At 37.1% G+C, this 15255-nt stretch carries 15 protein-coding genes and 1 pseudogene; 12 read left to right on the top strand and 4 right to left on the bottom strand.

Annotation, left to right across the window (positions count from 1 at the left end; translation table 11 throughout):
• Positions 1 to 48 precede the first annotated feature (48 nt).
• From AT683_RS07530 to rpsO, 5 genes are all read left to right on the top strand, one after another.
• On the top strand, positions 49 to 1824 hold the full coding sequence (locus AT683_RS07530; RefSeq protein ID WP_005662423.1) for an AAA family ATPase: 1776 nt from the start codon (positions 49 to 51) through the stop codon (positions 1822 to 1824).
• Positions 1825 to 1992: 168 nt separating this feature from the next.
• Entirely contained in the window at positions 1993 to 2526 is a 534-nt protein-coding gene (fabA, locus tag AT683_RS07525) for a bifunctional 3-hydroxydecanoyl-ACP dehydratase/trans-2-decenoyl-ACP isomerase (RefSeq protein ID WP_005650386.1), read from the top strand.
• 233 nt (positions 2527 to 2759) lie between these two features.
• Positions 2760 to 3488 carry a BUD32 family EKC/KEOPS complex subunit gene (locus AT683_RS07520; protein WP_005662421.1) on the top strand — a complete coding sequence of 243 codons (729 nt, stop codon included), beginning with the start codon at positions 2760 to 2762 and terminating at the stop codon, positions 3486 to 3488.
• Positions 3488 to 3622, top strand: a complete 135-nt coding sequence (locus AT683_RS09985) for a hypothetical protein (RefSeq protein WP_005657378.1) — start codon at positions 3488 to 3490, stop codon at positions 3620 to 3622. Before AT683_RS07520 ends, AT683_RS09985 begins: the two co-directional genes overlap by 1 nt.
• Before the next feature lie 135 nt (positions 3623 to 3757).
• Positions 3758 to 4027: a 30S ribosomal protein S15 gene (rpsO, locus tag AT683_RS07510; RefSeq protein ID WP_005652821.1), complete on the top strand. Its 270-nt coding sequence runs from the start codon at positions 3758 to 3760 to the stop codon at positions 4025 to 4027.
• A gap of 70 nt (positions 4028 to 4097) precedes the next feature.
• Here rpsO and AT683_RS09505 read toward each other — a convergent pair.
• Positions 4098 to 4706, bottom strand: a pseudogene (locus tag AT683_RS09505) (IS1595 family transposase).
• 93 nt (positions 4707 to 4799) lie between these two features.
• On the bottom strand, positions 4800 to 6239 hold the full coding sequence (gene dacB / locus AT683_RS07495) for a serine-type D-Ala-D-Ala carboxypeptidase (protein ID WP_005662415.1): 1440 nt from the start codon (positions 6237 to 6239) through the stop codon (positions 4800 to 4802).
• 163 nt (positions 6240 to 6402) lie between these two features.
• On the opposite strand from dacB, the gene greA reads away from it, so the two are divergent.
• Positions 6403 to 6879, top strand: coding sequence for a transcription elongation factor GreA (gene greA / locus AT683_RS07490; RefSeq protein ID WP_005650402.1), 477 nt, complete (start codon positions 6403 to 6405; stop codon positions 6877 to 6879).
• Between the two features lie 38 nt (positions 6880 to 6917).
• On the opposite strand, the gene yhbY is transcribed toward greA, so the two are convergent.
• Positions 6918 to 7217, bottom strand: a complete 300-nt coding sequence (gene yhbY, locus AT683_RS07485) for a ribosome assembly RNA-binding protein YhbY (protein ID WP_005650404.1) — start codon at positions 7215 to 7217, stop codon at positions 6918 to 6920.
• Positions 7218 to 7343: 126 nt separating this feature from the next.
• Between yhbY and rlmE the strand changes: the two genes are divergently transcribed.
• The 6 genes from rlmE (at position 7344) to AT683_RS07455 (ending at position 13582) form a co-directional block, all read left to right on the top strand.
• Positions 7344 to 7973 (top strand): 23S rRNA (uridine(2552)-2'-O)-methyltransferase RlmE, encoded by a 630-nt coding sequence (rlmE, locus tag AT683_RS07480; RefSeq protein WP_013525847.1) that lies wholly within the window; start codon positions 7344 to 7346, stop codon positions 7971 to 7973.
• Between the two features lie 90 nt (positions 7974 to 8063).
• Positions 8064 to 9971: an ATP-dependent zinc metalloprotease FtsH gene (gene ftsH / locus AT683_RS07475; protein ID WP_011962130.1), complete on the top strand. Its 1908-nt coding sequence runs from the start codon at positions 8064 to 8066 to the stop codon at positions 9969 to 9971.
• Between the two features lie 111 nt (positions 9972 to 10082).
• Positions 10083 to 10910: a dihydropteroate synthase gene (gene folP, locus AT683_RS07470; RefSeq protein WP_042594530.1), complete on the top strand. Its 828-nt coding sequence runs from the start codon at positions 10083 to 10085 to the stop codon at positions 10908 to 10910.
• Positions 10911 to 10947: 37 nt separating this feature from the next.
• Positions 10948 to 12285 (top strand): phosphoglucosamine mutase, encoded by a 1338-nt coding sequence (gene glmM, locus AT683_RS07465; RefSeq protein WP_005656587.1) that lies wholly within the window; start codon positions 10948 to 10950, stop codon positions 12283 to 12285.
• Positions 12286 to 12343: 58 nt separating this feature from the next.
• Complete coding sequence (sixA, locus tag AT683_RS07460; RefSeq protein ID WP_005652786.1) at positions 12344 to 12838, top strand: phosphohistidine phosphatase SixA; 495 nt, start codon at positions 12344 to 12346, stop codon at positions 12836 to 12838.
• A gap of 213 nt (positions 12839 to 13051) precedes the next feature.
• Entirely contained in the window at positions 13052 to 13582 is a 531-nt protein-coding gene (locus AT683_RS07455) for a histone (RefSeq protein WP_038441256.1), read from the top strand.
• Positions 13583 to 13659: 77 nt separating this feature from the next.
• On the opposite strand, the gene tdeA is transcribed toward AT683_RS07455, so the two are convergent.
• The gene (tdeA, locus tag AT683_RS07450) at positions 13660 to 15024 is read right to left on the bottom strand and encodes a toxin/drug exporter TdeA (RefSeq protein WP_005656589.1); all 1365 of its coding nucleotides are present in this window, start codon (positions 15022 to 15024) and stop codon (positions 13660 to 13662) included.
• Between the last annotated feature and the right edge of the window lie 231 nt (positions 15025 to 15255).

Here is a 15255-nt window from a genome sequence, read left to right as displayed (position 1 = left end):
TATTAAATATGCGATAATGTGGTCAATTTTTCTAGAAAGAGACCAGCCGTGAGTTCATTATTTTCTCAACAACAAGCTATTGAGCAATCTTTAAATTGGCAGGCATTACAACCTGATTTGGTAATTCAAGATTTTCCTTTAGAACCAGTGGATTTCTGGGCGTTACAACCGAATGCTACACAGGGTATCGATTTATTTTTACGTCATCCGACACGTTCCTTACTAATGATGAAAGTGGGCGAACCTGTTGAATATGCGGAGTTATTACAAAATTTTATATCGCAAAATCATCATAAAGTGCGGTCAATTTTTGGTGTAAATTATGTGATAGAGCAGGGCGACTCTTTTTCTTTTCCTCATGTTTATACTGAGCCAGCAAAATCTTTAGATGATAATTTTGCTAGTCAAGGAGAGGCGTTAAGTGCATTGTATTGCGATCAATTCCAGCTTTTCGGTAGTTTTCGGATTCATCCAAGTTCACAAGATATTCAATTAGTGCCGGGATTGGTGCATAAGGCTAATGGTGGCGTTTTGATTTTAAGTGCGGCAACATTGTTATCTCAATTTGATTTATGGGGGCGATTAAAACAAATTCTGCAAACCCAGACTTTTGACTGGTATTCAGCCCATCCATTTAAAAATTTACCTTGTGATATACCAAGCTATGCGCTGAACTTAAAAGTGATTGTACTTGGTAATCGTACTGAATTAGCCACTTTGGCTGAGTTAGAAGAAAATCTTTATTCTTTCGCCGATTATGCTGAAATTGAAAGTTATATTTCTGTAGCTGAAGTGGAGGAACAAAAAACTTGGGCGAGTTATGTACAACAAATGGCTCAAGAGCAAAATATTGAGCTAGATTTTCTTGCTTTAAATAAACTCTATCAATTATTAGTTCGTGAAAGTGAAAATCGCTTTTTAATTAATGCATCTCCTCTCAAATTAAAAGAAATATTACAGGATGCTTCAACTTTTGCTGAAAAAACTGCATTAAGTGCGGTGGATTTTGAGGGTATTTTTCAACAAAAATTAGCACAATATGGTTTCTTAAAAGAACAAACTTATGCCGATATTTTAAACGAGCAAGTTTATGTCGAAACGCAAGGCGAAATTGTTGGACAAATTAATGGGCTTTCGGTAATTGAATATCCTGGTACGCCAGTATGTTTCGGCGAACCTTCGCGTATTAGTTGTATTGTGCAATTTGGCGATGGGGAAGTGATTGATGTTGAAAGAAAAAATGAACTAGCGGGAAATATTCACGGTAAAGGCATGATGATTGCGCAAGCTTGCCTTTCCAATATCTTAGATTTGCCCTCGCAATTGCCATTTTCTGCCTCATTAGTGTTTGAACAGTCTTATGGTGAAATTGATGGTGATAGTGCATCTTTGGCGATTTTCTGTGTGCTAGCAAGCGCTTTAGCTGATTTGCCTTTGCCTCAACATATCGCAATTACAGGATCGATTGATCAATTTGGACTTGTTCATTCTGTTGGTGGTGTAAATGATAAAATTGAAGGCTTTTTTACTATTTGCCAACGTCGCGGTTTGACTGGAAAACAAGGTGTAATCATTCCAATGACGACTATTCAGCAACTGAGTTTGTCTAATGAAGTGAAAAGTGCGGTAAAAAATGGCGAGTTTTTTATTTATCCTGTGGAAGATATTTATCAGGCTTGTGAATTGTTATTTGGGCGTGATTTGTTAGATGAAAACAAAGATTATACAGAAAAAACTGAGCCTTTATCTCGTCTTATTCAACGTCGTATTGAGGGACGTGCCGATTCTGAACGAAAAAGTTTTTGGCATTTTTTCCGCTCCTAATAGAGAAAAGCGAGCATTTTTTCGCTTTTCTTTTTTTCTATAATTTCTAAGAGTGACTGCTCCGACAAGTTTTGCGAACAAGTGTTAGCTATTTACAGTTTACTGCGTTCATTTTAAAATAGATATATCAGTTATAAACTGGATTTATCATATATAAAGGAATCTGAAATGCAAAACGCTTGTACACTTAATAAAAAAAGTAGCTATTCTTATGATGATTTGCTCGCGTCAGGTCGCGGCGAATTATTTGGTAAAGAAGGCCCGCAATTACCCGCGCCAACAATGTTGATGATGGATCGTATTATTGAAATGAATGAAGAAACAGGTGCTTTCGGTAAAGGATACATTGAAGCCGAACTTGATATTAAACCTGAATTGCCGTTCTTTGGTTGCCATTTCATTGGCGATCCAGTAATGCCAGGTTGTTTAGGATTGGATGCGATGTGGCAGCTTGTTGGGTTTTATTTAGGCTGGATTGGTGGCAAAGGAAAAGGGCGAGCATTAGGCGTTGGAGAAGTTAAATTCACAGGACAAATTTTGCCAACAGCTAAAAAAGTGGTGTACCGAATCCATATGAAACGAGTTATTAATCGTAAACTAGTTATGGGAATGGCTGATGGTGAAGTTGAAGTAGATGGTCGTGTTATTTATACCGCGACAGATTTAAAAGTGGGACTATTCCAAGATACCTCAACATTTTAATTTTTCTTTATTAATTCATACAAAAGTGCGGTGAAAGTTTTTCTTAGATTTTCACCGCACTTTTACTTATTAAATTGTAATAAATTTTTAAAATATCTATAATATTCTTGTTATTTTTTAATTTTATTAGTGGTAAATAAAGTTTATTTTAAAGTTTTTAATAAACGTTATTATAGAAAATATTAAATTAATTTCTATTTAAATTATAAATAATATACTAAAGTAGTGGGAATATGATGGTAAATGATGATTTTCAAGAATATGTGAAGCAACTGGTAACAAAACATCGAGATGAACGAATTTATCCTTTTCAATATGAAGGAAAAAAATATTGGTTGAAGCAACCTGAAAAATTGAAAGGTATTTGGCTATTATTAAAACCCCATCCTAAAAAATCTTTTAAAAATGAATTATATACTTTATTGAAGCTTGCTGAACAAAATGCGCCAGTGCCAAAAGTCTCTTATTATAGTGATCATTTTTTTGTTTTAGAGAATGTGGGACTTACCGTATCACAATGGCTATGTAATAAAAATATAGATGAACAACAGAAATTTTTAATTATTTATGATGCTTGTCTCGCTTTGATTGATTTGCATGCTAAAAATTTGGTGCATGGTCGTCCTGCTATTCGAGATATTACTTGGGATAAAGGGAAAGTTACTTTTCTTGATTTTGAATCTCGTTCAAATAGCCGAAATCAAAATTGGGTAGTTATTCGGGATATGTTATTTTTCTTTGATAGTTTATGTCGAGAAGAAGATATTTCGGACACTTTTATTCAAAAAGTAGCGTTGTATTATCAAACACATTGTGAAGCGAAAAATTGGCAAAATATGATCGTATTTTTGCAACGTTTTAGCTGGGTTTATTATCTTTTATTGCCTTTTAAACCTATTGCAAAGACAGATTTAATTTCGATTTATCGCTTATTTGAAATTTTCTTGATAAAGAAAAAATGATGAAGAAAATATTTTTTATTTTTGCATTATCAGGCATATTAGCTGCTTGTACTGTGGGTGGTGGTGTTAGTGCTGGTGGTGGAAGTAATGGTGTAGGATTAGGTGTGGGGATTGGATCTGGTATTCGCTTCTAATAATGAAAAGTGTGGTAACTTTAATCTTTATCTTGCATTTGAACTTATTCATCGTTAGAATGCGATTTCCTTGTCATCGCTGAGTTAGAGATCGGCGAATGATGTATTAACAACACTACCTTTTAGGAGTAAAAAATGTCTCTAAGTACTGAAAAAAAAGCAGCAATCGTTGCTGAATTTGGTCGTGATGCGAAAGATACCGGTTCTTCTGAAGTTCAAATCGCATTATTAACTGCACAAATCAACCACTTACAAACTCACTTTGCAGAGCACAAAAAAGACCACCATGGTCGTCGTGGTTTATTACGTATGGTTTCTCGTCGTCGTAAACTTTTAGACTACTTAAAACGTACTGATCTTGCTTTATACCAAAGCACTATCGCTCGTTTAGGTTTACGTCGCTAATTTTTATTACGATAGTAAAAAATCAAGCCCTCGAATATCGAGGGCTTTTTTATGGGGCTGTACTAGATCACTAGACCAAACTCCCCTTAACTAATTGTTTTAAAATGGAAATTTGAGATTTTATTTCACTGTTGTTAAAACGCCATTCACATTCTTTTAAATACAGCTCAAAATGCTCTTTGGGAATGCCATTAAACTTCTGTAAATGGCGTTTTGCGTGATTCCAAAAATTCCCAATTCCGTTTATGTAGTTGTGATTTTCAGCAAAATGCGTGCTGTGATTGATGCGAAAATGGCTAAATTCACTGACATCAAGCACATCATAACCACGAAAGGTATCCGTATACACAATGCTATCAGGCTTAACTTTCTCTCGGATAATTGGCAATAATGTCTCTGATTGCGCATTAGGGACAACGACGGTATAAACCTTGCCATTTCATTTGAGAAGCCCGAATACCGCGACTTTCCCTGCAACACTGCGCCCACGTTTGCCTTTTCGAGTACTACCGAAATAGCTTTCATCGGCTTCAATTTCGCCTTCAAACATTTCCAAATGTGGGCTTGTTTGATAAATGAGTAAGCGTAATCGATGAAAGTAATAAGTGGCTGTATTTTTGTTTACATTAACCAATTTACTGGCTGTTCTTGCTGTGACACCTACGGCAAACAGTTCAATGAGTTTATTTTATTTATGCTGGCTTAAGTGACTTTTTCTCATTGGTTTATTCTAACTTAAATAGGATTTTTAGTTGTTATCTACTACAGCACCTTAATATTTATAGAGTTCGTTATATAAATTACGCTCGAATTGTACTAATGGGGCACGTTTTGTTTTGCTTTCCAAATCGCCAGTTGAGTAGCCATTAATAAATTGTACAAATGCCACTTTTTCCCCTCGCGCATTTGTCATAAAGCCAGCTAGGTTATAAACGCCTTTCAAAGAACCAGTTTTAGCAATCACGTTTTTCACTAATGGCGGGCTAATTAATCCACCTCGCCCACTGATCGTGCCATCTACACCTGCGATGGGGAAAGTTTCCATTAAATGTAGTTTATCTTCGTTTTTGGCGATGTATTCTAAAACGGATAGCATCGTTTTAGGTGCCACAAGATTATGGCGAGATAGACCCGAACCATCGGCTAAAATGCTATTACCAAAACGAATTCCTTGTTTTTGCAATATGGATTTAACCGCTAATGTGCCTAATTGAAAGGAGGCGGGGCGTTTATAGTAATTGAATGCCACCGCTCGGAATAATGAATCGGCAATTTGGTTATCGGATTTTTTCATCATTTTTTTCAATAAATCTGGTAATGGTTTTGATAAATGTTTCGCTAATAGCTGACCTTGTTGTGGTTTTTGGGGTAACAAGACTTTGCCATTGAACTCAATACCTAATTGTCTTAATTGACGTTGAATAATCGCGGCAGCATAAGCATCCGTATTTTGCACGGCAAAACTTAAGCCAAAAGGTTTATATTGACGGGCTAAACATCCTTTTACTTGATAGCGATTATTGTCGTGTACAACAACATCGAGCTGACAATAAGGTGCTTCATTGCTATCCGCTACATAAACTTGTCCGAACACTTGAATTGGAAATTGTGCAGGCACATTAATTTTTACTATTTCACCTGGATTTTTATTCGCATCTAGTTCCGCATAAAAACAGTTGTTATCAATATTTGCAGCTGCTGGTGGAGAGTTGAAACACATTGTGAGATCGTTCCAAATCCAACCTAATCCTCGGTCGTGACTAGAAAAAACAGAGGTATCTAATACTAAATCGCCATTAATTTTTTTGATGCCTTGTTTTTTTAATTCGGCAAGTAAGCTATAAAGCTGACCTCTTGTGAGATCAGGATCGCCTGTGAAACGCACGATTAAGTGACCATCTAAATTCCCACTTTGAATTTTCCCATTACTCAAAAGTGCGGTCTCAAATTGGAATTGATCGCCTAATGCAAGTTTAGCGGCAACGGCTGTAAAAACTTTTTGTGTGCTTGCAGAAAGCATAAAGGTTGAGCCATTATAATCAGCAATAATTTGGTTTTGATTTATATTTTTGGCGATGAAACCTACGTTAGAGCCTTCAGGCAGTTTTTGTGTTAAATCTGAAACATTAATATTGGCGAAGGTTGGAAGGCTAAAACTCACTGAAAGTAAAAAGGAACCAAGTGCGGTAGAAATTGAAGATAATTTTTTCATATTAGGTTTGTTATGGTTGCTATTTTTTTTTAGACGAACAATAATAAGCCCCGAATGAAATTGAGTAAATCATTTTCTCATTTCAAGTTTATTTTTGATAATACTGCAGTAAGATTTTAGAATTTTACTGTGGTTTTTGTTTTATTTAGTAAAAGGAAAAACAATGCAACAAATTCCAATGACTGTGCGTGGCGCAGAACAATTACGAGAAGAATTGGATTTCTTAAAAAATGTACGTCGTCCAGAAATTATTAAAGCCATAGCAGAAGCCCGCGAGCACGGAGATTTAAAAGAAAATGCAGAATATCACGCAGCGCGTGAGCAACAAGGTTTTTGTGAGGGGCGTATTCAAGAGATTGAAGGTAAACTTGGTAATGCTCAAATTATTGATGTCACAAAAATGCCAAATAATGGTAAAGTGATTTTTGGTGCAACAGTTGTGCTTGTAAATACAAATACTGATGAAGAAGTCACTTATCGCATTGTAGGCGATGATGAAGCGGACATTAAATCTGGTTTAATTTCGGTAAACTCGCCCATTGCACGAGGTTTAATTGGTAAAGAATTAGATGATACCGTTAATATTACAACGCCTGGTGGTGTCGTTGAGTTTGATATTATTGAAGTGAATTATATTTAAATAAAAAAGTGCGGTTAAAAATGACCGCACTTTTGTTGTTATTTGCGTGGAAGCTGAATTTTTGCTTCTTCGCTTGGGCGATAAAGCACCAAAATATGCCCGATAGTTTGTACTTGTGCTGCTTTAGTTTCACGCACAATCGCATTGATAATAAGTTGTTTTGTTTCACGATCTGCACCAGCAACTTTTACTTTAATGAGTTCGTGATGATTAAGTGCATTTTCAATTTCAGCAAGTACGCCTTCGGTTAAGCCATTTCCACCAAGCATAACGACTGGGTTAAGATGGTGTGCAAGACCTTTTAAAAATTGTTTTTGTTTGGTTGATAAGGTTGTCATAAGGATTCCTAATAAAAAAGAGCGGTTGATTTTCTCAATGTTTTTCATTGATTTCAATCAGCCTCGACTTGAATTTGACAGATTGTACCCAAATATAGGCGAAACGACTACAAAAAATAGAAGATTATGGGAAAGAAAAAACGTTCAGCGAGTTCTTCTCGTTGGCTGAATGAACATTTTAGTGATCAATTTGTGCAAAAAGCACATAAGCAAAAGTTGCGATCACGCGCTTATTTTAAGATTGATGAAATTCAGCAAACGGATAAATTATTTAAACAGGGAATGACCGTGGTCGATCTCGGCGCAGCACCAGGCGGTTGGTCACAATACGTAGTAAGCCAAATTGGTGGCAAAGGTCGTGTGATTGCTTGTGATATTTTGGAAATGGATCCCATTGTAGGCGTTGATTTTCTACAAGGTGATTTCCGTGATGAAAATGTTTTGAATGCTTTATTAGCATGCGTAGGTGAAGATAAAGTTGATGTTGTGATGTCTGATATGGCACCAAATTTTAGTGGAATGCCATCAGTGGATATTCCACGTGCAATGTATTTGGTCGAGCTTGCTTTAGATATGTGTAAACAAGTCTTGGCAAGCAAAGGAAGTTTTGTTGTTAAAGTTTTCCAAGGGGAAGGCTTTGATGAATATTTAAGAGAAATTCGTTCTTTATTTAATGTGGTGAAAGTGCGTAAGCCTGAAGCATCACGTGGACGATCTCGTGAAGTATATATTGTGGCAACAGGCTATAAAGGTTAATTGCTTTGATAGCTTTTCATTGCTAATGATGTGTAGTATCTTGTGACGAAATTTTTTAACTTAGGAAAGGTAGGTTAGACTTTGAACGATATGGTCAAAAATCTAGTGCTTTGGGTGGTAGTGGCAGTCATTATGATGACAGCATACCAAAGTTTCAATTCATCTTCGGTAGAAAATTCTACTGATTATACAACCTTTGTTTACGATGTAAGCAACGGACAAGTGACAGCGGCACGTTTTGATGCCAATGAAATTACGGTAACGAAAACCGATGGTTCTAAATATTCAACCGTAATGCCACCACTTGAAGATAAAAAATTGCTTGATGATTTATTAAGCAAAAAAGTGAAAGTGGAAGGCACGCCATTTGAAAGACGTGGTTTCTTATCCCAAATTTTAATTTCTTGGTTCCCAATGTTATTCCTTGTTGGTGTATGGGTATTCTTTATGCGTCAGATGCAAGGCGGTGGCGGCAAAGCGATGAGCTTTGGTAAAAGCCGAGCCAAAATGTTGAATCAAGATCAGATTAAGGTGACTTTTGCGGATGTGGCTGGTTGCGATGAAGCAAAAGAAGAAGTGGGCGAAATCGTTGATTTCTTGCGTGATCCGAATAAATTCCAAAATTTGGGCGGTAAAATTCCAAAAGGTATTTTGATGGTAGGGCCTCCAGGTACTGGTAAAACTTTACTTGCTCGTGCGATTGCGGGAGAGGCAAAAGTTCCATTCTTCACTATTTCTGGCTCTGATTTCGTAGAAATGTTTGTAGGTGTTGGCGCATCACGTGTACGTGATATGTTTGAACAGGCTAAGAAAAATGCACCTTGCTTAATCTTCATTGATGAAATCGATGCAGTGGGTCGCCAACGTGGTGCGGGCTTAGGCGGCGGACACGATGAGCGTGAACAAACCTTAAACCAAATGCTAGTTGAAATGGATGGCTTTAGCGGTAATGACGGTGTAATTGTTATTGCCGCAACTAACCGTCCAGATGTGCTTGATCCAGCTTTAACTCGTCCAGGCCGTTTTGACCGGCAAGTAGTTGTTGGCTTACCTGATGTGAAAGGTCGTGAGCAAATCTTAAAAGTGCATATGCGTAAAGTGTCTGTTGCGCAAGATGTTGATGCAATGACGTTAGCGCGTGGTACGCCGGGCTATTCTGGTGCAGATTTAGCAAATTTAGTCAATGAGGCGGCTTTGTTTGCTGCTCGAGTGAATAAACGTACGGTAACCATGCTTGAGTTTGAAAAAGCGAAAGATAAAATCAATATGGGGCCAGAGCGTCGCACTATGATTATGACGGATAAGCAAAAAGAATCCACTGCTTATCATGAAGCTGGTCACGCCATTGTGGGTTATTTAGTGCCTGAACACGATCCTGTTCACAAAGTGACCATTATTCCTCGAGGACGTGCCTTGGGTGTGACATTCTTCTTACCTGAGGGCGATCAAATTAGTATTAGCCAAAAACAATTAGAAAGTAAGCTTTCTACCTTGTATGCAGGGCGTTTAGCAGAAGATTTGATTTACGGCGAAGAAAATATCTCAACAGGTGCATCAAATGATATTAAAGTCGCAACTAATATTGCGCGTAATATGGTGACGCAATGGGGATTCTCTGAAAAGTTAGGTCCGATTCTTTATACAGAAGATGAGGGCGAGGTTTTCTTAGGTCGTTCAATGGCGAAAGCGAAACATATGTCAGATGAAACTGCACATTCGATTGATGAAGAAGTGCGTGCAATTGTAAATCGTAACTATGCGAGAGCAAGAGAGATTTTGATCGACAATATGGATATTCTTCATGCGATGAAAGATGCGTTAGTCAAATATGAAACCATTGAAGAAGAGCAAATTAAACAATTGATGAATCGCGAACCTGTCACACCGCCATCAGGTTGGGGAGAGCCGAAAACTCAGCAGGCTGCTTATGCAAATTCAACAACGAATGATACAAAGCCCGAAAGTGCGGTAGAAAATACCGACAATTTTAATGTTTAACTCATCAAAGCCTTTCTTCGGAAAGGCTTTATTTTTTCCTAATGATTTTGTTCTTGGATGTATTTCGCTATAATCGCCCACCAAAATCACTCTAAAAATTAACCGCACTTTATGAAACTTTACGCAAATAATAAATGTCTTGATTTAAGCGTGCCTCAAATTATGGGGATTCTTAATTTTACGCCTGATTCTTTTTCTGATAGCGGACAGTTTTTTAGTCTAGATAAAGCACTTTTTCAAGTTGAAAAAATGCTAGAAGAGGGGGCGACAATTATTGATATTGGTGGAGAATCCACTCGTCCGAATGCGGATGAAGTCTCTGAACAAGAGGAATTGCATCGTGTTGTGCCAGTAGTGGAGGCGGTGCGAAACCGTTTTGATTGCTGGATTTCTGTTGATTCCTCAAAAGCTGTTGTGATGCGTGAAGCGGCAAATGTTGGAATGGATTTGATTAATGATATTCGTGCTTTGCAAGAGCCGAATGCGTTAGAAACGGCGGTAAAACTGGCTTTACCTGTTTGTATTATGCATATGCAAGGGCAACCTCGCACGATGCAAGCAAATCCTTATTATGAAAATGTCGTGCAAGATGTATTGGCTTTTTTACAAAAACGTACTAATGAATGCCTTTCTGCTGGCATTAAAAAAGAAAATTTAATTTGGGATATGGGCTTTGGCTTTGGTAAATCTGTACAGCATAATTATCAATTATTACAAAATCTGAATGAATTTTGTAAGAATGGCTATCCAGTATTAGCGGGATTATCTCGCAAATCAATGATTGGCGCAGTGCTTGATAAACCTGTTGATCAAAGAATAATTGGCAGTGCGGCAGGCGCGCTTATTGCAGTGCAAAAAGGCGCAAAAATTTTACGCGTACATGATGTTGCTGCAACATCAGATATGCTCAAAGTTTGGCAGGCAACAGAAAATGCCTGATGGTTTTATAACGATAAAAAATTAAAGGAATTTTATTATGGCAAATCGTAAATATTTTGGAACAGATGGTGTACGTGGAAAAGTAGGTGCTTACCCAATTACACCAGATTTCGCATTAAAATTAGGTTGGGCTGCGGGAAAAGTGTTGGCTTCTCAAGGTTCGAAAATGGTTTTAATCGGTAAAGATACCCGAATTTCTGGATATATGTTGGAATCAGCCCTTGAAGCAGGTTTAGCCGCTGCGGGGTTATCCGCTGCATTTACCGGCCCTATGCCGACACCTGCTATTGCTTATTTAACCAGAACTTTCCGTGCTGAAGCAGGTATTGTGATCTCAGCCTCTCATAATCCTTATTATGATAATGGCATTAAATTCTTTTCAGCAAAAGGAACAAAATTACCTGATGAAATTGAAGAAGCCATTGAAGCAATGTTAGAGCAACCGATAGATTGTGTGGAATCTGCCGAATTAGGTAAAGCAAGCCGTATTAATGATGCAGCAGGACGCTATATTGAGTTTTGTAAAGGGACATTCCCAGCACACTTAGGCTTGGAGGGTTATAAAATCGTGGTAGATTGTGCAAATGGTGCAACCTACCATATTGCGCCTAACGTGTTTAGAGAGCTAGGTGCGGAAGTCATTGAAATTGGTACGGATCCAAATGGTTTGAATATTAATGAAAAATGTGGTGCAACTGATGTAACTGCATTGCAAGCTAAAGTAGTTGAAATGAAAGCTGATGTTGGCTTAGCTTATGATGGCGATGGCGACCGCATTATGATGGTCGATCATTTAGGAAATAAAGTCGATGGCGACCAAATTCTCTTTATTATTGCGCGTGAAGCATTGCGATCAGGTCAATTAAAAGGCGGTGTCGTTGGCACCTTAATGAGTAATATGAGCTTAGAGATTGCGTTGAAAATGCTTGGCGTTCCTTTCTTACGTGCAAACGTGGGAGACCGTTATGTATTGGAAAAAATGCTTGAAAATGATTGGACGCTTGGGGGGGAGAATTCAGGACATATTATCATTGCGGATAAGAATACAACTGGCGATGGCATTGTTGCGTCATTGGCTGTATTGGCAGCGATGGCGCAGCATAAATTATCATTAAATGAATTAGCAAGTGCGGTTAAATTATTCCCACAAGTGTTAATCAATGTACGTTTTACGGGTGGGGATAATCCACTTGAAAGTGACGCTGTAAAATCTGTTGCCGCAGAGGTTGAAAAACGCTTAGAAGGTAAAGGTCGTATTTTATTGCGTAAATCGGGTACGGAACCACTTATTCGCGTTATGGTGGAATGCCAAGATGCTGAACTTGCACAACAATGTGCAGAAGAAATTGCAGAAGCCGTGAAAAAAATTAATTAATTTTTGACCGCACTTAGTAAAGTGCGGTTTATTTTTATAAAGTTTTTAGGAAAGCAAAATGAACATTTTTATTATGCGTCACGGCGAAGCGGAAGTAATGGCTAATAGTGATAAAGCTCGCCATTTAACTGTTTATGGTTCTAAACAGGCTTTTTTACAAGGGCAGTGGTTAAAACAGCATTTAAGCACGCTAGTAATTAATTCACTAGACCGTATTTTAGTGAGCCCTTATGTCAGAGCTCAAGAAACCTTTCATCAAGTTAATCAAGCGTTTGATTTGGAATTAGAAAATAAATTTGAAATTTGGGAGGGGATTACGCCTTATGGCCATGCGCATTCCGTAATTGATTATTTAGAAGTGCTAAAAGACGAGGGCGTTAAATCTGTATTGATTGTTTCCCATTTGCCCTTAGTGGGAGAAATTGTTGCTGAACTGTATGGAAAACGAAATCCAATATCATTTTATCCTGCAACTATTGCTCAATTATTATGGGATGGTAATAAATCAGAAATATTGATGCATCAAGCATCTCCTGTAATTTATTTAAAATAAACTATTCTTTTTTTACAAAAAATAAAATTTTTATTGGTTTTTTATATAATCTATTAAAAATCAATATCTTAGATGTTGTTTTATAAAGTAATCTTTTTAAAGAAAGGTAAAATTTTACTATTACTGTTTTTCTTTTTATGAAAATTCCCGTAAACTAAACTGCATCAAAGTAATAGGGCTTTGTAATAATCAAATTATTCTATGGAGAAAATAATGAAAAAATTAACATTAGCATTGGTTTTAGGTTCAGCTTTAGCCGTGACAGGTTGTTTTGATAAGCAAGAAGCAAAACAAAAAGTTGAGGATACGAAACAAACTGTAGCATCAGTCGCATCAGAAACAAAAGATGCTGCAGCTAATACAATGACTGAAGTAAAGGAAAAAGCACAGCAGCTTTCTACAGACGTGAAAAATAAAGTAGCAGAGAAAGTGGAAGATGCGAAAGAAGTAATTAAATCAGCAACAGAAACAGCATCAGAAAAAGCAACTGAAATAAAAGAGGCGGTTTCAGAAAAAGCAAGTGAGATGAAAGAAGCAGCATCAGAAAAAGCAAGTGAAATGAAAGAAGCTGCATCAGAAAAAGTAGGCGAAATGAAAGAAGCAGCATCAGAAAAAGCAAGTGAGATGAAAGAAGCTGCATCAGAAAAAGTAGGCGAAATGAAAGAAAAAGCAACTGAAATGAAAGAGGCGGTTTCAGAAAAAGCAACTCAAGCAGTAGATGCAGTGAAAGAAGCGACAAAATAATAGGTTTAATTTAAATAACAAAATCCCTGTTAAAGAAATTTAACAGGGATTTTTTATAGATTAATCCAATTTGATTTTTACAAATAATATCCCGCCATTGAGCTATATACCGCATTTTCACTTTGTAGCACTTGATATTTTGCATTCAAAATCGCAAGTTGTGATGATTTTTCCGTATTGGCTGCAACTAACCATTCGCGCAATTCGGATACGCCCGCATTATAGCGGTTTCGATAATATTGTGTGATACGCTGATTGTAACTATGGGTTTGCTGTAAATTACTTAATGTACTTTGCGCTTGGGTAAAGGCAAAATAGTTGGTATCCACATTATTGAGAGCGGTGGTAATACGTTGTTCGTAATTTAAACGTGCTGTTTCATAGTCAGCTTCAGAAATTTTAACGTTCCATTTTACGGTGTTCCAATTTAAGAACGGTAGGCTAATTCCTACTGTACCAGCAGCCACAGGGTTATGTAACGCCGTACCAACCGTGCTTGCTGTTGAAGAAAGGCTTGCACCTAAATTAACCTCTGGGAACCAACTTTTTTGAGTTGCTTTGGCATTTTTGAATGCACTGCTTAAACGGAATTGTGCTGCTTTTACATCAGGACGATTTGCAATTACAGACACAGGCACGTTTAAGTTTACGCCTGCCGTTTTCACATTCATAATATGTGGGAACGTGATATTTAATGCTTCATTTGGTTTTAGGTTGAGAAGATTACGCAGTGTTTGTTCTGCTGTTTTGCGTTGGGTTTCAAAATTTAATTTGTTATTACGTGCCGTTAATATGGCTTGTTGTGCTTGATCAACGCTGGCTGCATCAGCCACGCCTTGCGCTAAACGCGTTTGCATAATATTGCCAATATCCGTGTAATATTTGATCGTTTCGTTGGTTGTGCTAATTGCATCATTTAAATAAGCAATTTGATAATAAGTTGTTACTACAGAATTGATTAATGATAAACGAGCCGATTCCATATCTTCTGCAGTTGCTTTGTGCGACCATTCCGCCGCATCAACAGTATTGGCCAAACGTTGCCACAGATCTAATGTATAGCTCACATTTAAAGAACCTTTGTGTGAAATGGCAGAGTTTGTACTGATATCAACTCGGCGTTGTGCTGCTGATGAAGTTGAACCATTAAATGCAGGCACTAAATTTGCGCCCACTAAATTTGCACTGTAAAGCGCACGGTTTACCGCCACGGCTGCTTTAGCTAAATCTTTGTTGTTTATTAATGCTTGTTCTACTACGCGATTTAATTGTGCATCATCATATAACGACCACCAATTTTCTTTTACATTATATTGCTTGGTAATTTCTTCATATTGCTTGTAATCTTCAAGGCTAGCTTGATAAGAATCGCCAATATTGGCACATCCCACTAATGCACTAGACATCAACAAAGCAAGCGTGATATTTTTCATTTTAAACATTGAATTTTCCTTTCTACGAACTAAAAAGTGCGGATGATTTTAACCGCACTTTTTTATTTATAAAATAAATATTGTGACTTTTATTTATAATGAATATTTGTTCAGAGGCAAGTATTTTAAAGTTAAATATTGGAATTTGCACGAAAAAATTTGTATTTCCTTTACATATCAATTTATTTAACGTAAAGTCGCGCTTCTTTTTTGTTTTATCCTAGGAGGATATAATATGTT

Source organism: Haemophilus influenzae (assembly GCF_001457655.1).
In the GTDB taxonomy this organism is placed as follows: domain Bacteria; phylum Pseudomonadota; class Gammaproteobacteria; order Enterobacterales; family Pasteurellaceae; genus Haemophilus; species Haemophilus influenzae.
Note: the sequence above shows the minus strand (reverse complement) of the source record. Positions and strands in the feature narration are given on the sequence as shown.

Coding starts and splice junctions, on each gene's coding strand:
- fabA (WP_005650386.1), top strand. CDS start 1,993: ATGCAAAACGCTTGTACACTTAATAAAAAAAGTAGCTATTCTTATGAT.
- AT683_RS07520 (WP_005662421.1), top strand. CDS start 2,760: ATGATGGTAAATGATGATTTTCAAGAATATGTGAAGCAACTGGTAACA.
- AT683_RS09985 (WP_005657378.1), top strand. CDS start 3,488: ATGAAGAAAATATTTTTTATTTTTGCATTATCAGGCATATTAGCTGCT.
- rpsO (WP_005652821.1), top strand. CDS start 3,758: ATGTCTCTAAGTACTGAAAAAAAAGCAGCAATCGTTGCTGAATTTGGT.
- dacB (WP_005662415.1), bottom strand. CDS start 6,239: ATGAAAAAATTATCTTCAATTTCTACCGCACTTGGTTCCTTTTTACTT.
- greA (WP_005650402.1), top strand. CDS start 6,403: ATGCAACAAATTCCAATGACTGTGCGTGGCGCAGAACAATTACGAGAA.
- yhbY (WP_005650404.1), bottom strand. CDS start 7,217: ATGACAACCTTATCAACCAAACAAAAACAATTTTTAAAAGGTCTTGCA.
- rlmE (WP_013525847.1), top strand. CDS start 7,344: ATGGGAAAGAAAAAACGTTCAGCGAGTTCTTCTCGTTGGCTGAATGAA.
- ftsH (WP_011962130.1), top strand. CDS start 8,064: ATGGTCAAAAATCTAGTGCTTTGGGTGGTAGTGGCAGTCATTATGATG.
- folP (WP_042594530.1), top strand. CDS start 10,083: ATGAAACTTTACGCAAATAATAAATGTCTTGATTTAAGCGTGCCTCAA.
- glmM (WP_005656587.1), top strand. CDS start 10,948: ATGGCAAATCGTAAATATTTTGGAACAGATGGTGTACGTGGAAAAGTA.
- sixA (WP_005652786.1), top strand. CDS start 12,344: ATGAACATTTTTATTATGCGTCACGGCGAAGCGGAAGTAATGGCTAAT.
- AT683_RS07455 (WP_038441256.1), top strand. CDS start 13,052: ATGAAAAAATTAACATTAGCATTGGTTTTAGGTTCAGCTTTAGCCGTG.
- tdeA (WP_005656589.1), bottom strand. CDS start 15,024: ATGTTTAAAATGAAAAATATCACGCTTGCTTTGTTGATGTCTAGTGCA.